Below are 20,839 nucleotides of genomic sequence, written 5' to 3' on the forward strand. Positions count from 1 at the left end.
CATGGGCTGTACTCTGCGATTGATACTTGGCGACCAGCTCACCGCCACTTTACCGGTGATCACTGACGCGGTGAAAACCCGCGATATTTTATTGATGGCAGAGGTGAAAGAAGAAGCCACATATGTGAAGCACCATAAAAAGAAGATTGCATTTTTATTTTCAGCTATGCGGCATTTCGCAGAAGAACTGAAAGATGACGGCTTTAAGGTGCACTACAGGAAGTACGATGACCCTGACAATCAGGGGAGCTTGCTGAATGAAGTAAAAGCGCTGGTGAGCAAATACGATGTTGATAATATCGTTGTAACTGAACCGGGTGAATACCGTTTACTGAAGAGTATGCAGCAGTGGGAAAGTCAGCTCGGTGTGCCTGTGGAGCTGTTACCCGACGAACGGTTCTACGCCAGTAAAGCCAGGTTTGCTGAATGGGCTGAAGGACGGAAAACCCTTCGTATGGAATTCTGGTACCGGGAAATGCGCAAAGAAACCGGCATTCTTATGGAAAATGGTGCGCCGGCGGGGGGAGACTGGAACTACGATGCGAAAAACCGTGAGTCCATGCCCGCCAGTGTCACTCCGCCACCACCGGTAAAATTTGAACCCGATGTGATTACACGGGACGTGATCAGTCTGGTTGAAAAAGAGTTCGGTGATCACTTCGGTGAATTAGATGATTTTCATTATGCCACCGATCGTGCCGGCGCACTTGAGGTATTAAACCGCTTTATTGACGAACGGCTACCGGACTTTGGTCGCTATCAGGACGCCATGCGTCACAACATGCCCTGGTTGTTTCACTCCCATCTGTCCTTTTACATCAATTGCGGTTTGCTGAGTCCCCGGGAGGTGGTTCAGCAGGCAGAAGCCGCCTGGCATGCCGGTGAAGCACCACTGAATTCCGTAGAAGGCTTCATAAGGCAGATCATTGGCTGGCGTGAATTTGTGCGGGGGTTTTACTGGCATTTCATGCCGGGGTTACAGTCAGATAATTATTTCAATGCAAAAAGAACCTTGCCCGACTTTTTCTGGGACGGCTACACCAATATGAATTGTCTGCGTCAGTGTATTACTGACACTAAAAAACATGCCTACGCACACCATATTCAGCGTTTGATGGTGTTAGGTAATTTTTCATTATTGTGTGAGTTATCACCCGCTGAAGTACAGGAATGGTATCTGCTGGTGTACGCAGATGCCTACGAGTGGGTAGAGTTACCTAATGTGTCCGGCATGATTTTATTCGCCGATGGCGGCAATCTCGCAAGCAAACCTTATGTAGCAAGTGGCAGCTACATTAATAAGATGTCTGATTACTGCAAACATTGTGGTTACAGTGTATCGAAAAAGACCGGGGAAGGAGCCTGTCCGTTCAACTACCTGTACTGGCGCTTTCTCGATGCCCATCAGGACAAGTTACGGAAGAACCCGAGAATGGCGCTTGTCTATAAAAGCTACGACAGAATGGCGGAAGAGAAAATAGCGGCAATGCGGGATGACGGTCAACGCTTTCTGACAAAACTGAGTAAAAATGAAGAAGTCTGATTTACCGCAGAAGATGTGTCCGGTTTGCCAGCGGCCATTTACATGGCGCAAAAAGTGGGAACGGAACTGGGAAGCGGTAAAATATTGCTCTAAAAGATGTGCCGGCAATAAACAAAGCCGGCACGACCGTTGATATCAGAACATCCAGCCCGCAGGATCCGGATGGGCCTGATTGTTATCAAGATATTTCATGCCTTTCACACAACGAACAATCAGCCAGACAACCCAGAAAAGAATAACCAGCCAGCCTATCAGCACAACAGACAGAACCGAGCCGATCACCAGATAGAGGAAACCTATCCAGAAAGTACGGATTTGGAAACGGTAGTGGCTTTGCAGCCATTCCGGTGCATCTGATTTATTTATGTAGGCCATCACAACACCCACAAGGCCGGTGATACCAAATAAAATGCCTACCAGATACAGGATATAGACAATTTTGGCAGTGCTGCCTGATGCATTCGTGTTCGCGGGAATTTCGCTCATTTTATTTATCCTTTTTTAAAGTTATTTTTCCATACTATTTTCAGTCGGTTAGAAAGGCGGCTTGATAAATAGTCATGAAATAGTGCGATGAAACCGGACAAAATGCAATGCTCTGTATAGATTGATGGCAAGTTCCTGTGATTAAGTTTTGCTTTTTTTGAGTTTTACAATTGAAACTTATTACAGAAAAACTACGGTTTACATTGGCTGTGTACCGGGACAGTGATAGACAAGTCAGTTCAACCGACATCACTGGTATCCCTATGATCACAAAATTACCTGTTTCTAATTCTGCTATTCTGCTTAGTAGCTTGCTGACACTTTCTGCCTGCTCAACGACTCAAAACAACAATGATGACTGGCAAAATTTACTGTCGCCGGCAGAACAGAAAAACTGGACTGCAAAAATTAATCATCATCCTTCAGGGGTAAATTTTGCCAACACATTCCGGTTTTCAGGAGATATGCTGCTTGTACGTTATGATAGCTATGATGACTTCAACGAACAATTCGGCCATCTTTTCTATGAAGCTGAATTAACCAGCTTTCATCTCAAATTTGAGTACCGCTTTACCGGAGACTTTCTCGAAAGCGCCCCGGGCTACGCACGATTAAACAGTGGTGTAATGTTTGCCAGTCAGTCTGCTGATTCCATCCTCACGGATCAAAACTGGCCGGTTTCGGTGGAAATGCAGCTGTTGGCTGAGCGTGAAGCCGGTGTAGTAAGACCTACAGGAAATATGTGTTCGCCCGGTACAGAAATTTATTATCAGGGCGACATTTATCCTGAACACTGCCTTAACTCGTCATCGCCCACGTTCCCCGCCGGTGAATGGGTGAGAGGCGAATTGATCGTTAAAGACGGGCACGTTACTCAACTTATCAATGATGATGTGGTTCTTGAATATGATTTAGCTCTCGCTAAAAAAGACGATCTGGTCACCGGTGAAAACCCGGCGACATGGGAACAGATGAAAAACCTGAAGTCAGGTTATATTGCATTTCAAAGTGAAGGGCAGCCCATTGATTTTAAGAATATTTACTTAAAAATACTGTGAATGGTCAGCCTATTCAAAGCTCACTCTCACCGGTCACTGCCTGAAGCGTTTCCTGCGTTGTAAAATAGTTTTGTCAGCGGGAAATTATTCATAATTGAAACCCGGTGACACAAAATGACGTCATATAATTGTTTTTGATTGACCCTGAATATCTTCAAATTTAACGTGAATTTATTGTAAATAAATAGTGAAAAGTCATGCAGCTTGAATGTGTGACGTTTCACTCTTCAAAGGATCCGTTATGAAATTGAAGAAACTGTCACTCTCCATTATTACCGTATTGCATGCCGGCTTAACTACAAATGCGCTCGCTCAGGACAACACACAGGAGAGCGCTACCGGCGATCAGTTAGAAGTTATCGAAGTAAAAGGCTTTCGAAGCTCACTGAACAAATCCCTGCTTACAAAACGCGCTAACGTGAATTCCATGGAGTCCATATCCGCCGAAGATATTGGTAAGTTCCCTGATCTAAACTTAGCCGAATCGTTGCAACGCATTTCAGGTGTCTCAATCAGCCGCGAAGGCGGCGAGGGCAGACGTATCACACTGCGGGGCCTCGGCCCGGACTTTACCCGTGCAACACTGAACGGTATGGAAATACCGGCGGAAACCGATCAGCTGGACTCGTCAATTTCTGCTCTGAGCGGCGGGCGTGCATTTGACTTCAACGTGTTTGCGTCTGAATTATTTAATCGCGTGGACGTGCAAAAATCTCCCACTGCATCAATGGAAGAAGGTGGTATCGCGGGTTCTGTAAATCTGTATACCGCCAAGCCTTTTGATAATCCCGGATTTCATTATGCCGGTTCAGCGCAGGCGAACTACAACGATGTCTCCGAAGAGACCACCCCCCGCACGGCGGTAATGGTGAGCAATACCTTTGACGATGATAAGTTTGGTGTCCTTTTCTCACTGGCTTATTCGACCCGGAACGTTAACCAGCAAGGCTTCGGAACCGTAGGCTGGCAAACGCCCGTTAACAATAATATGACTTACGCGGACACCAGCAGTACAAACGTTACCGGGTCGCCGTCGGGTGGTGATTGTCAGTTAAATGGTGCGGATGTGGACGCCATCAATTGTTTATATGCCCCCCGGATCCCGCGGCCGGATTATTTCGGTAACGAACAGACCCGCCTGGGTATTACTTCTTCATTTCAGTATGCACCGTCTGATAATGTGTTACTTACCTTCGACTACTTACATTCACAACTGGAAAATGAGCGCTCGTACTATCACATGTACGCAATGTTCAGAAATTACTTCAATCAAATCACGCCAACATCGGTTACCGTAGCGCCCAATGGCCAGCAAATTATTGCCGGCGAATTTGATGGCATAACTAACCGGGTTGAGAGCCGTGAGACCACCAGTGATACAGCATTTAATCAGTATGTGTTATCGGGAGAGTTTGGCTTAACAGATCGTCTCATTGTGGATGCTATGGTGGGGTATGCAGAAATTGATTTTTCCCGTGATGAATTTCGTCACATTATGGACAGCACTGAGCCGCATAGTTTCGGTTTCGATTTTACGGGTAACCCCAATGCTGCGCTGCTCGACTTCCAGTTCGATTATAATGATCCTGCCTTGTACAACTTGTCCTCTTATGATTTTCAGGATCAGACTGATAAAGAAAACCTGACCGCTAAATTTGATGGAAAATATGTGGCGGATATGGTCGAAGTTAAGGCCGGTGTGGCCTACAACAACCGCAAAGTCTCCCGCCAATATTTCGGTCTGCCAACTTTTTCTACGGGATCTGCAGAAGGCTTAACAGAAATGCTGCCCATCAGTAATTTTGGCGACGGCTTTGACGGAAATTTGTTTCATTTTGTAGTGGCTGATTTTGATGCAGTAAAAGACGCTATCGGCCCCCTCAACTGGCAATCTCAGGATCAGAAAAACACGCAGGTAGAAGAAGAGACCATGGCCGTTTATCTGGAGTTTAATACAGACTTCGATATCGCTGATATGATTTTGCGTACCAACTTTGGTATGCGATATGTCGATACCACCGCCACGTCAACGGGATATATCCGGCTGGAAAATTCTGTAGAAACCATCGTCGCTGAACATGACTATAAGAACTTTTTACCGGCTCTGAATCTGGCACTGGAGCCTGCAGATGATCTCATCGTGCGCTTAGGACTGACGCGGTCAATGACACGCCCCAGCTTAAATACGCTGAACCCGGGCAATCCTGCTTTTCGCTACATTGAAGGTTTCGTGACGGTGGGTAATCCGTACCTTGACCCTTACGTGTCTAACAATGTGGACTTTGGCGTAGAGTGGTATTTTGACGAAGAATCGTTATTGTCTGCCACACTGTTTTATAAAGACATAGAAACCTATATTCGCAGCACACAGGAAGAAAAACTGGTCGACAGTATTTATTACACGGCAATCAATAACGATCCGGTTTATGATCCCGCGATAACGGTTAATCCGTTCAGCGAACCTTATACCCATTATTCCTATGACAATGGCGACGGTACAACCATAAACGGCTTTGAAATCAGCTACCAGCAGCCATTTAACTTCCTGCCCGCGCCCTTCGATAATTTGGGGACAGTGGCGAACTATACCCGTGTCAGTTCCGGTGAAATCGTGGGTGTTTCCGAGAATTCTTACAATTTCACCTTGTACTACGAAACAGAGAAGTATGGTGCCCGCCTGTCGGCAAACAGCAGGGATGACTACTTTATCGAAGTACCCGGCATCACCGGCAATGCTGAAAATGGGGTAACGGGTCCCACAAATATCGACTTTTCCTCGTTCTATAACTGGTCTGAAAAGCTGACGTTCTCCTTTGAAGTCATCAACCTGACGGATGAGTATTCACGGCTGTTCGTCACCGGCGACGGTTCGCTGGACATGGTGCGGGAATATAACAACACGGGAAGACAGTTCTTCCTTGGCGTGCGATATCACAACTAGGCAGCTTTACGTTACGGGGTCATAAGTTCTTATGACCCTATCCTTACCCCGCAACACTTTATTCAGGCCAGGCTCACTATGCTCACACGTTGCTTTCTCTTCGTTGTTCTGTTGTCTGCGTCACATGCCGTATTTTCTTCGGGAGAGCGGTTCACTATTTCGGTCGATGAACCGTCTGTGCGTTTTATTGTTGTACAAAGCCGTGATCCGCTCATTGAATGGGCCGCCAAAGATGTGGCGGATGATTTATCTGCCCGCACCGGTTCGACTTTTGTTGTGGTCAAAAGCGATGACGAGACAGCTTCAACACCATTTATTCGCATAAACGTTGATGGCTCATTACCGCTACTCAATGCCAGTGCATTTCCTCATGGTAATCATGAAGCATTTGCCATTCACACAAACCAGGACACTCTGGTGATCACCGGTGCTGATGTTAGGGGCACGGTATACGGTCTGTTTACGTTAGCCGAAAAAATGGGTATTTCACCGTGGCAATGGTGGGCGGATGTGCCGGTGAAAAAAGCCAACGTGCCGCTAACGCTGGACAAGTTACCGGTTGTTGAAGGTCCTGCTGTGAAGTACCGCGGTATTTTCATTAACGATGAAGACTGGGGCTTACTTCCATGGGCGTCTCGTACATTCGAGCCGGATACTGCCAATATAGGGCCCCGGACTTATGAAAAAATTTTTCAGTTACTGCTCAGATTAAAAGCCAATACCATCTGGCCTGCCATGCATCCGGGTACCCGTGCCTTCTTCACTGTGCCGGGCAACAAGGAGATGGCGCAGCGCTACCACATTCATGTGGGCAGTTCTCATGCCGAACCCATGTTAAGAAACAATGTGGATGAATGGGACAAGCAGCAATCAGGTGATTTCAATTACACCAATAATGCGGCAAGGGTCAATGAATACTGGCGAAGCCGTGTTGTGCAGGTCAGTGATATGTCTGATCTGGCGATGTTTACCCTGGGTATGCGTGGCATTCATGACAGCGGAATGGAAGGTACCAATTCACAGCAGCAAGCCAAAGACACTTTACAGCAGGCTATCAATACCCAGCGTGCACAACTTGAAGCGGTTTTTGGAAAGCCCGCTGAAACGCTTACGCAAATGTTTACGCCTTACAAAGAAGTACTCTCACTGTACGAAATGGGATTATCTGTGCCTGACGATGTCACACTGGTGTGGCCTGATGATAACTACGGTTATATCCGCCGGCACAGCAACCATGCTGAACAAACACGGTCAGGCGGAGCAGGGGTGTACTACCATTTAAGCTATTGGGGCAGACCCCATGATTATTTATGGCTGAGCAGTACCCACCCCGCGTTAATACAGTTTGAAATGCAACGTGCATTTGAAAATGGTGCTGACCGTATCTGGATAGCCAATGTGGGTGACATCAAACCCCTTGAATACAATATGGAATGGTTCTTACATCTCGGGTGGTACGGGCCGGATAAAGTGTCTGACGCAAAGATGTTCGCTTCTTATCAGTTGGGCAGAGACTTTGCGATTTCTGAACCCCGATATGCCGCAGAGCTATTATTTGACTATTACCATCTGGCCTTTATCCGTCGCCCGGAATTCATGGGATGGAGTCAAACCGAACCCACGACACAAACCCAATTATCCGGCTGGGACGGCAAAACCATTGAAAATCGTCTTCAGCAATACCAAAAGCTTGAGACATCCATTTTTGAACTGGGCAAAGGCATTCAGCCAGAAGAGCAATCAGCCTGGTTTCAACTTATGAGCTATCCGGTGCAGGCGGCCTCAGAAATCAATAAAAAGTGGCTGTTCAGACACAAAGCTGCTTTTACAGTCTCACAATCTGTAGCTGATAAGCTGATGGAAAAAGCACTGGATGCACATAACACTATCGACGGGCTAACTCAGCAATATAACAGATTGTCTGACGGCAAATGGGCCGGCATGATGGATGCTGCACCGCGCAAACTGCCGGTTTTTAGCAAGCCGGAACTGATTACGTTGACGGATGACGAAAAACAAAAGCGAGAAAGAGTCAACAACGGATCACAAAGTAAGCAAATCAAACCGGCATCAGTAAAGTTCATTTCACCTGAGGGTTACAGCTGGCAGGAAGTGAGAGATCTCGGCTATTCCGGCAAAGCATTAACACTTTATCCGCTGAAGCAACAATACTTCTCAGAAAAGGCCGCTGTTACCTACCAGTTCAACCTTGATATTGCACAGGAGGTAACGTTAAACGTCGCTACGTTACCCGTGCATTCCAATGATTTTTCTCATGAGATCGCAATATCTCTGGCACAAAAGCCAGTGACGATATTCACGCTGAACACCAAAGGACGAAGCGAGCAGTGGAAGCAGGGCGTATTAAATAACCGCATTCACAATAGTGTCAATCTGGGAAGGCTGAGTAAGGGAACGCACAATGTGACCCTTTCAGTGAATCAAAACGGTATTGTTATTGATGAGGTCTGGCTATCTGAACGTGGTTCTTAATAAGAGAATAGGGCACAATGCCGGCTGTTTTTCAAATAGCGGAGTTCTTATGTCTTTCAGTAGTGTTGAAGCGTTAACCTCTCAACTGGCCAGCGCACCGGATGAAATTGTATTCAGCGATGTGATTTCGTTTGTTGACGATAACTACATTTTCACGCCTTCGGCTTTTAGTAATGGCACAGTAAACAATGAAACGAATCAAAATAACGGGTCCTGTAAACTGTTGGCCCTCGGCCAGCTATTAGGGTTAACACAGGCGCAGACACTCGCACTTTTTGGCAGTTACTACCGTGATGATGTGCTTAAGCATCCTGAAGGTACCGACCACGCAAATATTCGCAATTTCATGGTCTCAGGATTCGACGGTTTGCAGTTTGATACGTTTCCCTTAGCGGAAAAATAAAGCGCCTGTTTATCTAACCCCGGCGCTTTTGTCCCTCGGTTAGTCTGGCCATGCCGCCTTGTTTAACAGCCGCCTGCTGGCCATAGTGACCGGGCATTTCCGGAGAGCGCCAGCCTCCGGCAAGCTGCATTTCAGGTAGCGTGGCGCCATTTTCTGCCAGTGAAACCGCCGCTCCCACACGACCGCTGTGAGGGGTGATATTTTCCTGAATACCAGCAAGTGCAGCAATGCGTTTCCAGGTGCGATAAATGCTCGAGTATTCCAGCTTCGGGGCCTGTTTGAAATTCTCACTTTCATCATAAGGCAACAGAGCGTGGCCTCTGTTTGAGACGCGGCGGAACAACACGCCTTTGTTTATCCTTCGCGGATCATCTTCACTTCGCTCAACTTTTTGCTGAGCGTCATAATTCGCTTCAGCAACATACTCGTCAATCATATCCAGCGTATTGGGAGAAATGTACCTGTACTGGCCTTTGCCGGTCTGGTCACTTTTTGATGTTAAGACGAGCAGGGCGTTAGTACGCTTATTAATGTCAGATATACAAACGCGAACGACTTCATCGGCCCTGAGCAGCGCGTCGAACATCAGATTAATCATGGCCAGATCGCGCATTTCCAGCAGTGTGTCCGGGATCACCCGATCATTAATTTTTTCCAGCAAATCCAGTGTCAGCGGTACCGCCTGATGGTGACTGAACTGGTATTTCTCATTTTCAGCCAGCGACAGCCGGATGAAGTCTTTAAGATAGACAGACTGCACAATGGGGTTCGGTAATTTGGCAATACCCAGGAATTTACTCAACGCACTGAGCCTGCGTTTGATGGTGCGGTAAGCCAGTGGTGACTGACATAACATCTCTACATAACGTTTGACACAGAGTTCGTTATTTTCAAATGAAGCATTGAATCCGCTCAATCCGGATTGCTCACAGAATATAACAAACTCGTTGAAATCGCTGATGTAAGCACGCTGCGTGTTACGGGGTAACCGTGAGAAAATATCATTGAAGTACTGATTCACAGCATCGCGGTAACAGTCTGTAAACTGTAACTGCTGAGATGCCGGCAACTTCATGTCAGCTCCTTAAAATATACAGGTATTTAAACGGATGGCACGCATGAAGGGTAAAAGCCGGCATACGTGGGAGTACGATGCCGGTAGTATATCTAAATTGATATTTGCTGTATATAAATACAGCTTTTGTGTGTTTCGGGCAGGGAAAGCCTATTCAGCGCTATCCCGTAAAGTAAAACCCGTCAGCCATTCAAGGATCAAATCTTTATGATTGTCAGCCCATTGTTGAGACACGGTTTCAATATCCTCACCATTTTCTACAGCGGAGAGCATTGTCACCAGTTCCGCGTCATCAATCACAAACCGGTTTAACAGCTTCAGCAGCTCGGGGGAACGCTCTTCCAGTTGTGAACGAAAACCCAGTTTGATTTCACTTTGCGGCCAGGAGGTACCTGTGCTGAGTTTATTGAGTCCCTGAGCTTTGAAAATGGCTTGCCATATTGCGGCGTCATGTGCAGGCTCTTCAACGAAATGTACATGGCGGTTTCCAAACAATGCATCAGGGTAATAGCAGAAGAATAAGCCTGGCTGTTCATTCTGATTGTTGCGGTTAATCAGCTGCTCCAGTAAGTCCAGGTCAAACACGTGATAGTCATAATACGCATCCAGACCATAGGCGTTGAGACGTCGCTCCTCAATTGCCACTGATGCCCAGCCTTTGGCTCCCACCCAAATATCACCACGTCCATTACCGGACAAGTCAAAACGTGAAGCGTTTTCCGGAGTAACCAGATCGTTTACTGCTAACGTTGCCGGCGCTGTAAAATCGGTATAGCAGAGGCCTTGTTTTCCCATGCCGGCGCTTTCACCCAATTTAACAGTTTCGAACGCCCGCACATACCGGCGGATCAGGTCGGCATTGTTAGCCAGCCAGATATCCGGATGCACATCAATGTCGCCGTCGTGTTGGCCCATCTGTTTAAAGGCTTGCTCATGAGTAACGTTGATGAGCTGTGCCCGCGACTCTGTGTGTTCATTAATAATCGTGGCAAGAATATGAGCTTTAACTTGAGCGGTCGGCCAGTCCAGTAAGGCAATATTCAGTTCTGCGTTATTTAAATCGCGCTTCGACAGAATGGGCGCTGACTCATCCCGTTTCACATCATCCAGCGTTTCATATAAAAAGCCGTAGCCGAATCCACAAAACAAAAACACAAAAATACTGAAAATCCAGTAACTGTGACTCACGGTTTCGGGACCGACCGTTTTCAGGCTCAAAGTACGCTCTACAGCTTCATGCTGCACGTCAAACTCCGGGGCGTCTGATTTCTGCTTAAATTCGTCTGCATATTCCAGTAAGTCACGGCACACCAGCGCGTGATCGTGGCGTATCTGGATATACTGATTCCGTTCATTAATAACCAGAATGAGAAATATAACCGAAGTAGCCAGAATGAGCGCAAACAATGCCGTGGAGAAACTTTCAGGACGAAATATGAGTGAGAAGAAGACGTTCGTTGCGCCAAGCAAGATGAGAATGACCAGTTCTTCCGGTGGAATTCTGTCACTTTCCATGGTCATCAGTTTCTGACCCACCTGGAAATTATCCAGCAAACGCTCTCGATATATCGGAGTATTTTCAGTACCGGCAATCAGTACTTTCTTAATGTCCTGAATTTCCAGCTGAGCATTGCGCATATCCTTTGCGCCGTTAAAAGCCCGTAAGAACACGTATAAATGTTTAACGATATAATTATTTATCAGTGCTTTGTACTTCTCAGCAGATACGCCGCCGGACGGTGAAGAGGAGGGGAGTTGCATCACCGAATCATTAAACTCTACCAGCAAACGTTCCCGTTCCCGGTTAAGGGATGTTGTCCGCTCAAGAGCAAAGGTACCCAACAGAACAAAAAAGACCGTGGATACAGCGAGTAAATCGTAATACGAGTCAATGGGATAAGTTGGCGCGAATAACACCCATATCCCCACCATGCATACGGTACTGAAAAGAATGAGCAGCGATGAACGCAGAGGAAAGCGCAGCCCGAGAAAAATATTGGCCGACACAATAAGAACGGATGCAACCGCTTCATATTGATTGAGTAATCGGCCCTGTAACAGAGCAAGGATCACTACCGCGCCAACAGGCATGAAATACCAGAACACGCTGACAGACGCATTCGTCGCTGAAAACACGGATAAGTCGTAGAGCAAACTTCCCAGTGCCAGAATAGCGATACCGGCAAAGGCCACCAACGCATAATCCATATAATCAAACTGATTTGCCGTATCGCCAAACAAAAACAGGATGGAGAGCATACCGGGGGCAGCTACACAACGAACACCTGATTCCGTCAGTAAAGCTTTATTCAATGAACTGAGGTTGAGAGCATTTTTATCTGAGATAGCAGACCAGGCATCCATGCATTTCATGCGCATATAGCAGTTAATTGCCATAGCAAGCCCGCCTGATGCCGCCAGTAAAATGGTATTTATCATCGGACTTTCCAGCAGCAGCCAGTCTGCAATATCCAGATTCGGGCTCATCAGAACGATGAAACCGGCAAACGCTGCTGCAGAGAAAATATAATCGTTCGCCGTGGTTGTTCTGTGCTTTTTACGCAACGTGCTGTCTATGTAAAAAAATACAATTGGCCAGGCTTCGAATATGAGAATGGCAATAACATCAAATTCCTGCGACATGTTCAGTGCCGCATATAAAAGCAGATGGTTTGCACAGATAAGGGCACCGGAAAACAGCGTGGGTACAAGCAGCGCCGGTGTTTTGAAATGGACTGCAATATCAGAGAAAAAGCCTTGTTGCCGCTTTGCAAACATGACCATGACGACCACAAGCGTAGAAATAGCAGCCAGCGTATGCGAAGTAGCAGCGACAAAGATTGGGCTGGAGCGGTCTATCAGGTAGTTAACCACCGGCGGATAAAGCATCCACAAAAGAATAGAGGCGCACATTAACACTATGGGTGAACGCATAAATTGAATGACGAGATGCTGCAAGAAGATAGCTCCTTTATCCTGTATTTTAGCGGCGGGAGATAGACGTTTATCTACTCAATGACCTTTTAATTTGTTGAATAGTATCATGTTTTACTTTTGTTTATTTTCTAATTTCTTTGAATTGAAGGTGTATGTGTATGTTCAAACGGGGGCTGAGAACTTTATGGATTTAAAGAACTAAAACTCACTGGAAGTGTATATGGTCGTTTTTGGTGTTGCAATCATGTTAAGTCCGACCTTGGCTTGTTCTTCAATTGTGTGCATATATTTTAAAATTGAACATTTCGTTTACATTAGCCATTCATTCACATATTATACCTTTGTCTAGGGTTAACGTTTTACCTTAGTTTTGCTCCCAGATTCGAGTGCTCAATTCAAACTGGGATCAATAAATTGTTGCAGAATACAAACCAGTTTCCGCTAATTTATTCAAGCGGTTCGCGGGACAGGTCAGACGCCGGACATGAAATCCATTTTTATATATAAAAATGAAAAATTTAATTTGCAAGGGTAAACGTATAACCTTGAGTCCTATTTAAATGCGGTGATGCATTCGAGTGATTCTGCACATATTTTTGACACATTGAGGAAGCGGGGCAGACGTTTGCCCTCTGAAGGAGACATACATGACTGCAAATACAAAATTCAATAAGAATAATAAAAAAAGAGTTTTTCTGAAAAGTTCTTTATATTTGGCAATACTTTCTTCTCTGGGCACGCCTCTGGCTATGGCGCAAAGTGATGAAGCAGAAGCGAATGCCGGAAACACTGAAGTCATTGAAGTGCGTGGATTCAGAAACTCGCTGAAAGAGTCTATGCTCAACAAGAAAGCGTCAGATGTGGTATCTGACGGTATTTCGGCAGAAGACCTGGGTAAGTTTCCCGATCAGAACGTCGCGGAATCGCTACAGCGCATTACCGGTGTAGCCATCGACCGTAGTGGTGGTGAAGGCCAGTTTATTACTGTTCGAGGATTTGGTCCGCAGTTTAACACCGTTCTGATCAACGGTCGCCAGATCGCCACGGAAAACCAGGGGCGAGAATTCAGTTTTGATACCTTACCGGCAGAACTTATTAGCGGCGCTAATGTATATAAAAGCCCGGTTTCTTCGCTGCAGGCAGGTGGTATCGGCTCCACGGTTAATGTAACTACAGCCAATCCATTCGATTTTGACGGGTTTGCCGGTGCAGCCAGTGTGAAGGGCATGTATGAAGAGATTTCGGAAGAAACCTCGCCTCAGATTTCCGGTTTGATCACTAACCGGTTCATGGATGACAAGCTCGGGGTGCTGGTAGCCGGTTCCCTGCAAAAACGTAAAGCGCAGACCAATATTCTTCAGGTACGCGACTGGCGCTCGAATGTCAGCCTGACCAATCGTTCTCAAACTGATGACCCTCAGTATGCAGATTCTGAGCAGTTCAACGGCGTATACGTTCCGCAAAACTTTGACCAGATTGTAGATCTGGCGGATCGTCAGCGCACTAGCGGGAACGTAGTGGTGCAATATGCGCCGCAAGACAACATGATGATCAAAGTCGACGCGCTCTACTCTAAATTTGAAGTAGGCTCCCGTCGTAACACCGTTGGTCACTGGCTGTCGGACAGCAACCTTGATAATCTTGAAGTGAATGAAAACGGCACCGTTACCTCTCTGGACAGCACATTAGTAGATGGCGTGGGTGGTGCAACCGACTTCATTCAGAGCAGCGACTCCCGTGACGTGGAGATCCAGGCGTACGGTATCAACTATGAATGGCTGGTAAATGACTACTTCACAGCAACCTTCGATATCTCAACGTCGACGGCGAAAAACAATAGCGGTGGTAATAACTACTTTACTGTAGTGGGCTACAACAACTCTTACAGCCTGGACTTTTCCGGTGAAACGCCCACGATTGATATCGAAGGCGGTACAGACGCGCTGACCAACATTCCGGCCGGTCGTATGCACGTCACCAACCGTGAAGGTTACGATATTGAAGACACTATCGATGAATATCGTGCGGATTTCACCTGGTTACCTGATTCCGGTAATGCGTTTTCGAAAATGGAATTCGGTGCGTACTATCAGGATCGGAACAAAGACAACAACAGTCTGACGTCCAGCCTGTGTAACGTGTACTGTGGTTATCAAACTGATATTCCGGATGACTTGCTGTACATCTACTCACCACAAAACTATTTCTCAAACGCCAGTCAGCAGTGGATTGCTTACGATCCTGAAGCGTATTTTGACTATGCCGTGTCAGACGAGGCAATTCAGCAGGTAGCGGATAACACCGGCCAGACTTTTGATGAAGTACGTGCCATCGTTGATGCTGAGGGCCTGAACAGCCCGTCGCTTGCCGGCAATTCATTCTCAGTGAATGAAGAAGTCATCAGCCTGTACGCACAGATGTATTTCAGCCTGTTGATTTCTGACATGCCAGTGGATATTAACTTCGGCCTGCGCTACAGCGAAACCGATACCACCACAACCGGTTACGGTCGTGAACTGCTGGACGTGGTGCCTGTGCCAAACGACCCGTCTGACTACAGCGATGTGTATGCCACCAACGAAGGTGTGCCGATTGCAGAGTCCAACAGCTATTCTAATCTGCTGCCTAACATTAATGCGAAGATGGATCTGACTGATGATTTGATGCTGCGCGTTGGCTTCTCTGAAACGCTGACCCGTCCAACCATGAGCGATCTGGTGCCGGTGTTCAATGTCTCGGTGACCCGTCCGAATAACCTGCAGGCAGATTCCGGTAACGCTGATCTGAAGCCCTTCCTGTCGACTAACTTCGACCTTTCACTGGAATGGTACTATGCCGATACCAGCTACCTTTCTGTAGCGGCGTTCAAGAAAGAAGTGGAAGACTTCATTGTGGCGTCGTTCGAAACCCGCACCCTGAATCTGGCAAGTGGTGCTTACGATTTCACCGTTCGTCTACCTGACAACGGCGAAACAGCTGACGTGAATGGTCTGGAAATCGCGTGGCTGCACACCTTCGACAGCGGTTTTGGTATTCAGGCTAACGCCACTATCGTAAACAGCGATGCATCACTGGATAGCGAAGACAACAGCCAGGTGTTCGCGCTGGAAGGTCTGGGTGATTCACAAAACATCATCCTGTTCTATGAACAGGGTCCAATGCAGGCTCGTGTGGCTTACAACAACCGAGAAGGTTTTATGCAGGATCTGGTTAGCCCGCTGGGTGGCACAGAACCGCGCTTCACTGAAACCTACGGTCAGTTCGATGTCAGTGCCAGTTACGATATCAACGAAAACTTCACGGTTTTTGTTGAAGGTATAAATGTAACTGGTGAAGAGTTACGTCGTCACGGTCGTTACAGCGAACAGTTCATTCAGATGATTGATAACGGAGCACGTTATACCGTGGGTGTACGCACCAGCTTCTAAGTTCTCAGCTCGACAAAGGCAGGCACAGCAATGCGCTTGCCTTTTTTAGTTTTTCTCCACGCTGCATTTCTGACAGGATAGCTATGTTTAAAAGATTCCTTATACTTTGTACTGTGTTGACGCCATCGGCAGCAGTTCTGGCTCAGTCCGGAAACGCTGACCTCCCTGACTGGCAAAATCCGCAGGTTTTACAAAAGAACCGTCTCGCGCCACGGGCGCATTTTTTCGCATTCTCAAAAGATCCCGGGAAATTTGTTTCAACGCCCTGGGATAGCAATGATTACCTGTCTCTTAATGGCACGTGGCAATTTAAAATGGCGGAAAATCCGCAGGCCGCGCCGGATGATTTCATGCGCCCTGACTACGCTGAAAAAGGCTGGGGCGAGATCCCTGTACCGGGAAACTGGGAACTAAACGGCTATGGATATCCGAATTACGTGAATATCCGCCTCGATTATGGTCCGGAAACGCCTTCTGGCCAAATCCCTTCCGAAAATAACTCCACCGGTTTATATCGCAAGCACGTTACCTTGCCGGATGACTGGACCGGTGATCGTGTTGTCGCTTATTTCGGCGCAGTTAAATCTTCTTTTTCAATCTGGGTAAACGGCGAGTACGTGGGTTATTCCCAGGATTCAAAAACCGCCGCCGAATTTGATATTACTGACAAATTAAAAAGCGGCGATAACCTCATTGCGCTGAAAGTGCATCGTTGGTCTGACGGCACGTATCTGGAACTGCAGGACATGTGGCGGTTATCCGGAATTGAACGGGATGTGTATCTGTATCGCACGCCGAAAGAACAACATATCCGCGATATTGAAGTCGTGTCCACACTGGATGACAGTTACCAGCAAGGTGTACTTTCTCTGAGCACCGATATAGAAACCGATTCTGACGTCACGTTGTCACAGTGTAATGTCAGCTACCGTCTGCTGGACGATGAAAAGCTGGTCTGGCAGGGCGACGGGGAAGGTGCTGACTGTTCGGCGTCAGCCACTCTTGCCAATGTGCAGAAGTGGACGGCTGAAACACCGAATTTGTATGATCTGCAAATTATCGCCGGCGAAGGTGAAACAGCACAATATGCCTGGCAACGCATCGGCTTCCGACGCAGTGAGCTGAAAAACGGCAATGTGTTGATTAATGGTGAGCCTGTTCTTATTAAAGGCGTAAACCGTCATGAGCATGATCCTCGCACCGGTCACGTAATCACCCGTGAATCGATGCGCCGCGACATATTATTAATGAAGCAACACAATATTAATGCCGCCAGGAATTCACATTATCCGAATAATCCTGCCTGGTATGAACTGGCTGATGAGCTCGGACTATACCTGGTTGACGAAGCGAATCAGGAAGCTCACGCGTTCGGTGCCACTGATAGTAATTACGATCCTGAAAAACACATCGTGAACAACCCTGCATGGAAAGACGCCTTTCTTGACCGCGTTCGCAACATGTATGAAGCCAGTAAAAACCATGCTTCGGTGGTAATTTTGTCTGTTGGCAATGAAACCGGTGATGGCCCGAACACCGAACAACTTTATCACTGGCTGAAAACCCGCACCGATCGTCCGGTTATGTCAGATCAGGCGCGCACCAAATCTCACACCGACATGTACGCCAAAATGTATGCGTCTATTCCGCTGCTGGAAAATTATGCGCTGTCAGATCCAACCCGTCCGATGATCCTTTGTGAGTATGAACACGCAATGGGCAACTCGGTGGGCGAACTTTATGATTACTGGCAGGTTATTCGTAAATACCCGGCGCTTCAGGGCGGCTTTATCTGGGACTGGGTTGATCAGACTATCGAAACAACTGATAAGAATGGCAACACCTATCTGGGGTACGGCGGTGACTTCGAACCTGAAGGCGTTTACCACGATGAAAACTTCAGTGCGAACGGTGTAATGAATGCGAATCGCGAACCGCATCCCCACGCTGAAGAAGTGAAATATGTCTATCAGGATGTGAAAGTATCGTTTGCTGGTAGCAGCGAGCGTCAGGTCAGGGTGTTCAACCGCCGTTACTTTACCTCGCTGAATGATCTTTCATTAAACTGGACGCTGGAGGAGGACGGCAAAACAGTGGCTCAGGGCGACATTGATAATTTAGATATCGCTCCGCAACAGTCAGGCACGTTTACGCTTCCTGCATTTACCAGCAAAACCCGGGAAGGGAAGCGCTACTATCTGACGTTCCGATTCTATCCAAAGCAGAACAGCGAGCTTTATGCCAGCGATGTTGCGATAGCGACTGAACAGCTTCCATTGGCGATCAATGCTATGGCGGCCGCTCCGTCTCTCGGCGAAGGTAAATTACCAGCCGTGAACGCGGCGTCTGATGCCATTACTGTTACAGCCGGAAAGCAAGCCTTTACGTTTAATAAGCAAACCGGCTGGCTGAGTCAGTGGAAAGCAGACGGTGATAAACAGTTGGCATCCCCTATGGTGCCGTGGTTCTGGCGGGCACCGACAGATAACGATTTTGGTGAGAAGTATCCAGAAAAAGCAAAGGTATATCAGAAGCTGTTTGAAGACGCGACACTGACTTCGATTTCCTCCGGAAAAGAGGGAAACCGGATTGTTATCAACACAGAACATGCACTACCAGCAATAGAAAGCCGTTACTTCACCCGCTATGCCATTGCCGGCGACGGTACAATGGAAGTCAGCGTGAATTTCTATGCGGCCGCGCACAAGAAATACCCTGAGTTGCCGCGCATTGGCTATCGTCTGGAGTTAATTGGAGAGTACGACGAGGTTAGCTGGTTTGGTAAAGGGCCCCACGAAAATTACCAGGACCGGAACCACTCGGCTGTGTTTGGTCGCTACTCACGCTCTGTTGAACAGTTAGGTCACGACTATGCCCGACCGCAGGAGAATGGTCATCGTGCCTTTGTGTATCAGGCAGACTTCAGCGGTAGTGATGCGGAAGGTTTCAGCGTATTCGGTGAACCAACATTTGGCTTTAACCTGGCGAAAGACAACCTGTTTGATTATGACCAGTTCGAAAAGCAGGGGCTTCACGGCTATCAGATCCCTGAGTCTGAAAATACGTTCCTGTATATCGACTACCGCCAGCGCGGCGTAGGCGGCACTAACTCCTGGGGAGAGTCGCCGCTGTATCGCTACACGCTGCCATGGCGTGATTATCAGTACAGTTTTGTGCTGAAGCCTTCTGCGAATTAACAAACGAGTAGATTGAGAGCGTATGTAAGTAGTTTTCTAGGCTCCAGCTAAAAATTTTAAGCCCGCTAAAGCGGGCTTTCGTTTATCTGCGGATAAGCTGAGCTTGTTCTAAAAATCACTTAAGCACATGATTAAAATGAATAATTCTAAACATCACGCATGATAACTGGAATTATCATGCGTGATGAATTCATAGATGAAAAGTATCTGTTTGCAAAAAGTCTGTATATCTATCCAGTGTCACGGAATTCTTTGAATATCTCTAATTTCAGGCTTCGTACAAACGTTCAAGTGTCTGGTGAATGATTCAGTAAAGAACTTCTGAAACAAGTCAAATCAGGCCATCACACGCAAAATATCAGCTTTACAGTAAATTCCTCATAACACCATTTTGCCGATATATTGGCACATCCACAGTTTATCGTATGGATCAGATTTACTTATACGGCGTTTGCCGTGTATGAGTCTGGTAATGTCCGGAAAGCTCTTATCGGCATTAAACCCGGTACAACTCTTAAAATTCGGCAGCGCAGATTCTGACAAGCTGATGGAAATTCATACTTCAAAAGTCATGTTTAACGCCTGAAAACGAATCGTGAGCTACGTGAAATCTGCAAGGTCTGTGGTCGCAATTTTCTCAGATTTTACGTAGCGTCGCGTAACAATCAAGCACTTTGTTTACCAAAATCCGCACATGCGGAGAATATCAATTTAGATAAGCTGCATGCTGAGTAATAGAAGGCTTTCAGGGAATCAAAAGAACGCTGATGTCTGGTGTCAGAAGTTTCATTTATCGTAGTCAACGGTAACGGCAATGGTAATGGAACTAAGCCACTGTAAGTCGCTAATTCAAGCGAAAGGAACATGTGAAGCATTCGTTTCAAATGCTTTCTGTTGGTGCGCATGATTCCGGCAGATATGTGAACCGCAACGAAAGGCCAACGAGCACAAAGCTGCACGGCTGTGTATTAGCCAATATCTCAACAGCCGGAAACGACACAGTAACGCAATACTTAATTGCGCATAATGTATATTATGTTAAATAAAGTGTAGAAATACTATTGTTAATCAAACCCTTGTGAATACTGCCACATAAAATGAGATTTTCTGCCAGCACGAGATTTTTGTGTGACTACCACATGACTTACTTGTGTTCTTTAAACATAGTCACCTTAATAAGGATTCTTACTGCGACTTGTTCTATCAGAAGTATCTTGAAGCAAATCCTATAGCCGGAACAACAGGCTGTGAAAAATTAATCTCGTTTTAAGTGACAGT

At 46.8% G+C, this 20,839-nt stretch carries 11 protein-coding genes; 8 read left to right on the plus strand and 3 right to left on the minus strand.

What is annotated here, in order from left to right; translation table 11 throughout:
* The first annotated feature begins 1 nt into the window (after position 1).
* The gene (locus ACXAGC_RS09520; RefSeq protein ID WP_474844197.1) at positions 2-1,543 is read left to right on the plus strand and encodes a cryptochrome/photolyase family protein; all 1,542 of its coding nucleotides are present in this window, start codon (positions 2-4) and stop codon (positions 1,541-1,543) included.
* Positions 1,530-1,676 (plus strand): DUF2256 domain-containing protein, encoded by a 147-nt coding sequence (locus ACXAGC_RS09525; protein WP_119501371.1) that lies wholly within the window; start codon positions 1,530-1,532, stop codon positions 1,674-1,676. The genes ACXAGC_RS09520 and ACXAGC_RS09525 overlap by 14 nt, the downstream gene beginning before the upstream one ends.
* A 2-nt stretch (positions 1,677-1,678) precedes the next feature.
* Here the strand turns inward: ACXAGC_RS09525 and ACXAGC_RS09530 are convergent, their stop codons facing one another.
* Positions 1,679-2,029 (minus strand): DUF4870 family protein, encoded by a 351-nt coding sequence (locus ACXAGC_RS09530; protein WP_474844198.1) that lies wholly within the window; start codon positions 2,027-2,029, stop codon positions 1,679-1,681.
* Positions 2,030-2,292: 263 nt separating this feature from the next.
* Between ACXAGC_RS09530 and ACXAGC_RS09535 the strand changes: the two genes are divergently transcribed.
* The 4 genes from ACXAGC_RS09535 to ACXAGC_RS09550 all read left to right on the plus strand — a co-directional run bounded on the left by ACXAGC_RS09535 (position 2,293) and on the right by ACXAGC_RS09550 (position 8,924).
* The gene (locus ACXAGC_RS09535; protein ID WP_474844199.1) at positions 2,293-3,087 is read left to right on the plus strand and encodes a 3-keto-disaccharide hydrolase; all 795 of its coding nucleotides are present in this window, start codon (positions 2,293-2,295) and stop codon (positions 3,085-3,087) included.
* Between the two features lie 241 nt (positions 3,088-3,328).
* Positions 3,329-6,028, plus strand: a complete 2,700-nt coding sequence (locus tag ACXAGC_RS09540) for a TonB-dependent receptor (RefSeq protein ID WP_474844200.1) — start codon at positions 3,329-3,331, stop codon at positions 6,026-6,028.
* Between the two features lie 78 nt (positions 6,029-6,106).
* Positions 6,107-8,521 (plus strand): glycosyl hydrolase 115 family protein, encoded by a 2,415-nt coding sequence (locus tag ACXAGC_RS09545; protein ID WP_474844201.1) that lies wholly within the window; start codon positions 6,107-6,109, stop codon positions 8,519-8,521.
* Positions 8,522-8,570: 49 nt separating this feature from the next.
* Positions 8,571-8,924, plus strand: coding sequence for a HopJ type III effector protein (locus ACXAGC_RS09550; protein WP_474844202.1), 354 nt, complete (start codon positions 8,571-8,573; stop codon positions 8,922-8,924).
* A gap of 13 nt (positions 8,925-8,937) precedes the next feature.
* Here ACXAGC_RS09550 and ACXAGC_RS09555 read toward each other — a convergent pair whose 3' ends face one another.
* Positions 8,938-9,999, minus strand: a complete 1,062-nt coding sequence (locus tag ACXAGC_RS09555) for a tyrosine-type recombinase/integrase (protein WP_474844203.1) — start codon at positions 9,997-9,999, stop codon at positions 8,938-8,940.
* 150 nt (positions 10,000-10,149) lie between these two features.
* Positions 10,150-12,957: a glycine betaine ABC transporter substrate-binding protein gene (locus ACXAGC_RS09560; RefSeq protein WP_474844204.1), complete on the minus strand. Its 2,808-nt coding sequence runs from the start codon at positions 12,955-12,957 to the stop codon at positions 10,150-10,152.
* Positions 12,958-13,583: 626 nt separating this feature from the next.
* Here ACXAGC_RS09560 and ACXAGC_RS09565 point away from each other — a divergent pair.
* Positions 13,584-16,364: a TonB-dependent receptor gene (locus ACXAGC_RS09565; RefSeq protein WP_474844205.1), complete on the plus strand. Its 2,781-nt coding sequence runs from the start codon at positions 13,584-13,586 to the stop codon at positions 16,362-16,364.
* Positions 16,365-16,447: 83 nt separating this feature from the next.
* The gene (locus ACXAGC_RS09570) at positions 16,448-19,561 is read left to right on the plus strand and encodes a glycoside hydrolase family 2 TIM barrel-domain containing protein (protein ID WP_474844206.1); all 3,114 of its coding nucleotides are present in this window, start codon (positions 16,448-16,450) and stop codon (positions 19,559-19,561) included.
* Positions 19,562-20,839: the final 1,278 nt, after the last annotated feature.

The organism is Alteromonas sp. AWJ4_197, assembly GCF_056160285.1.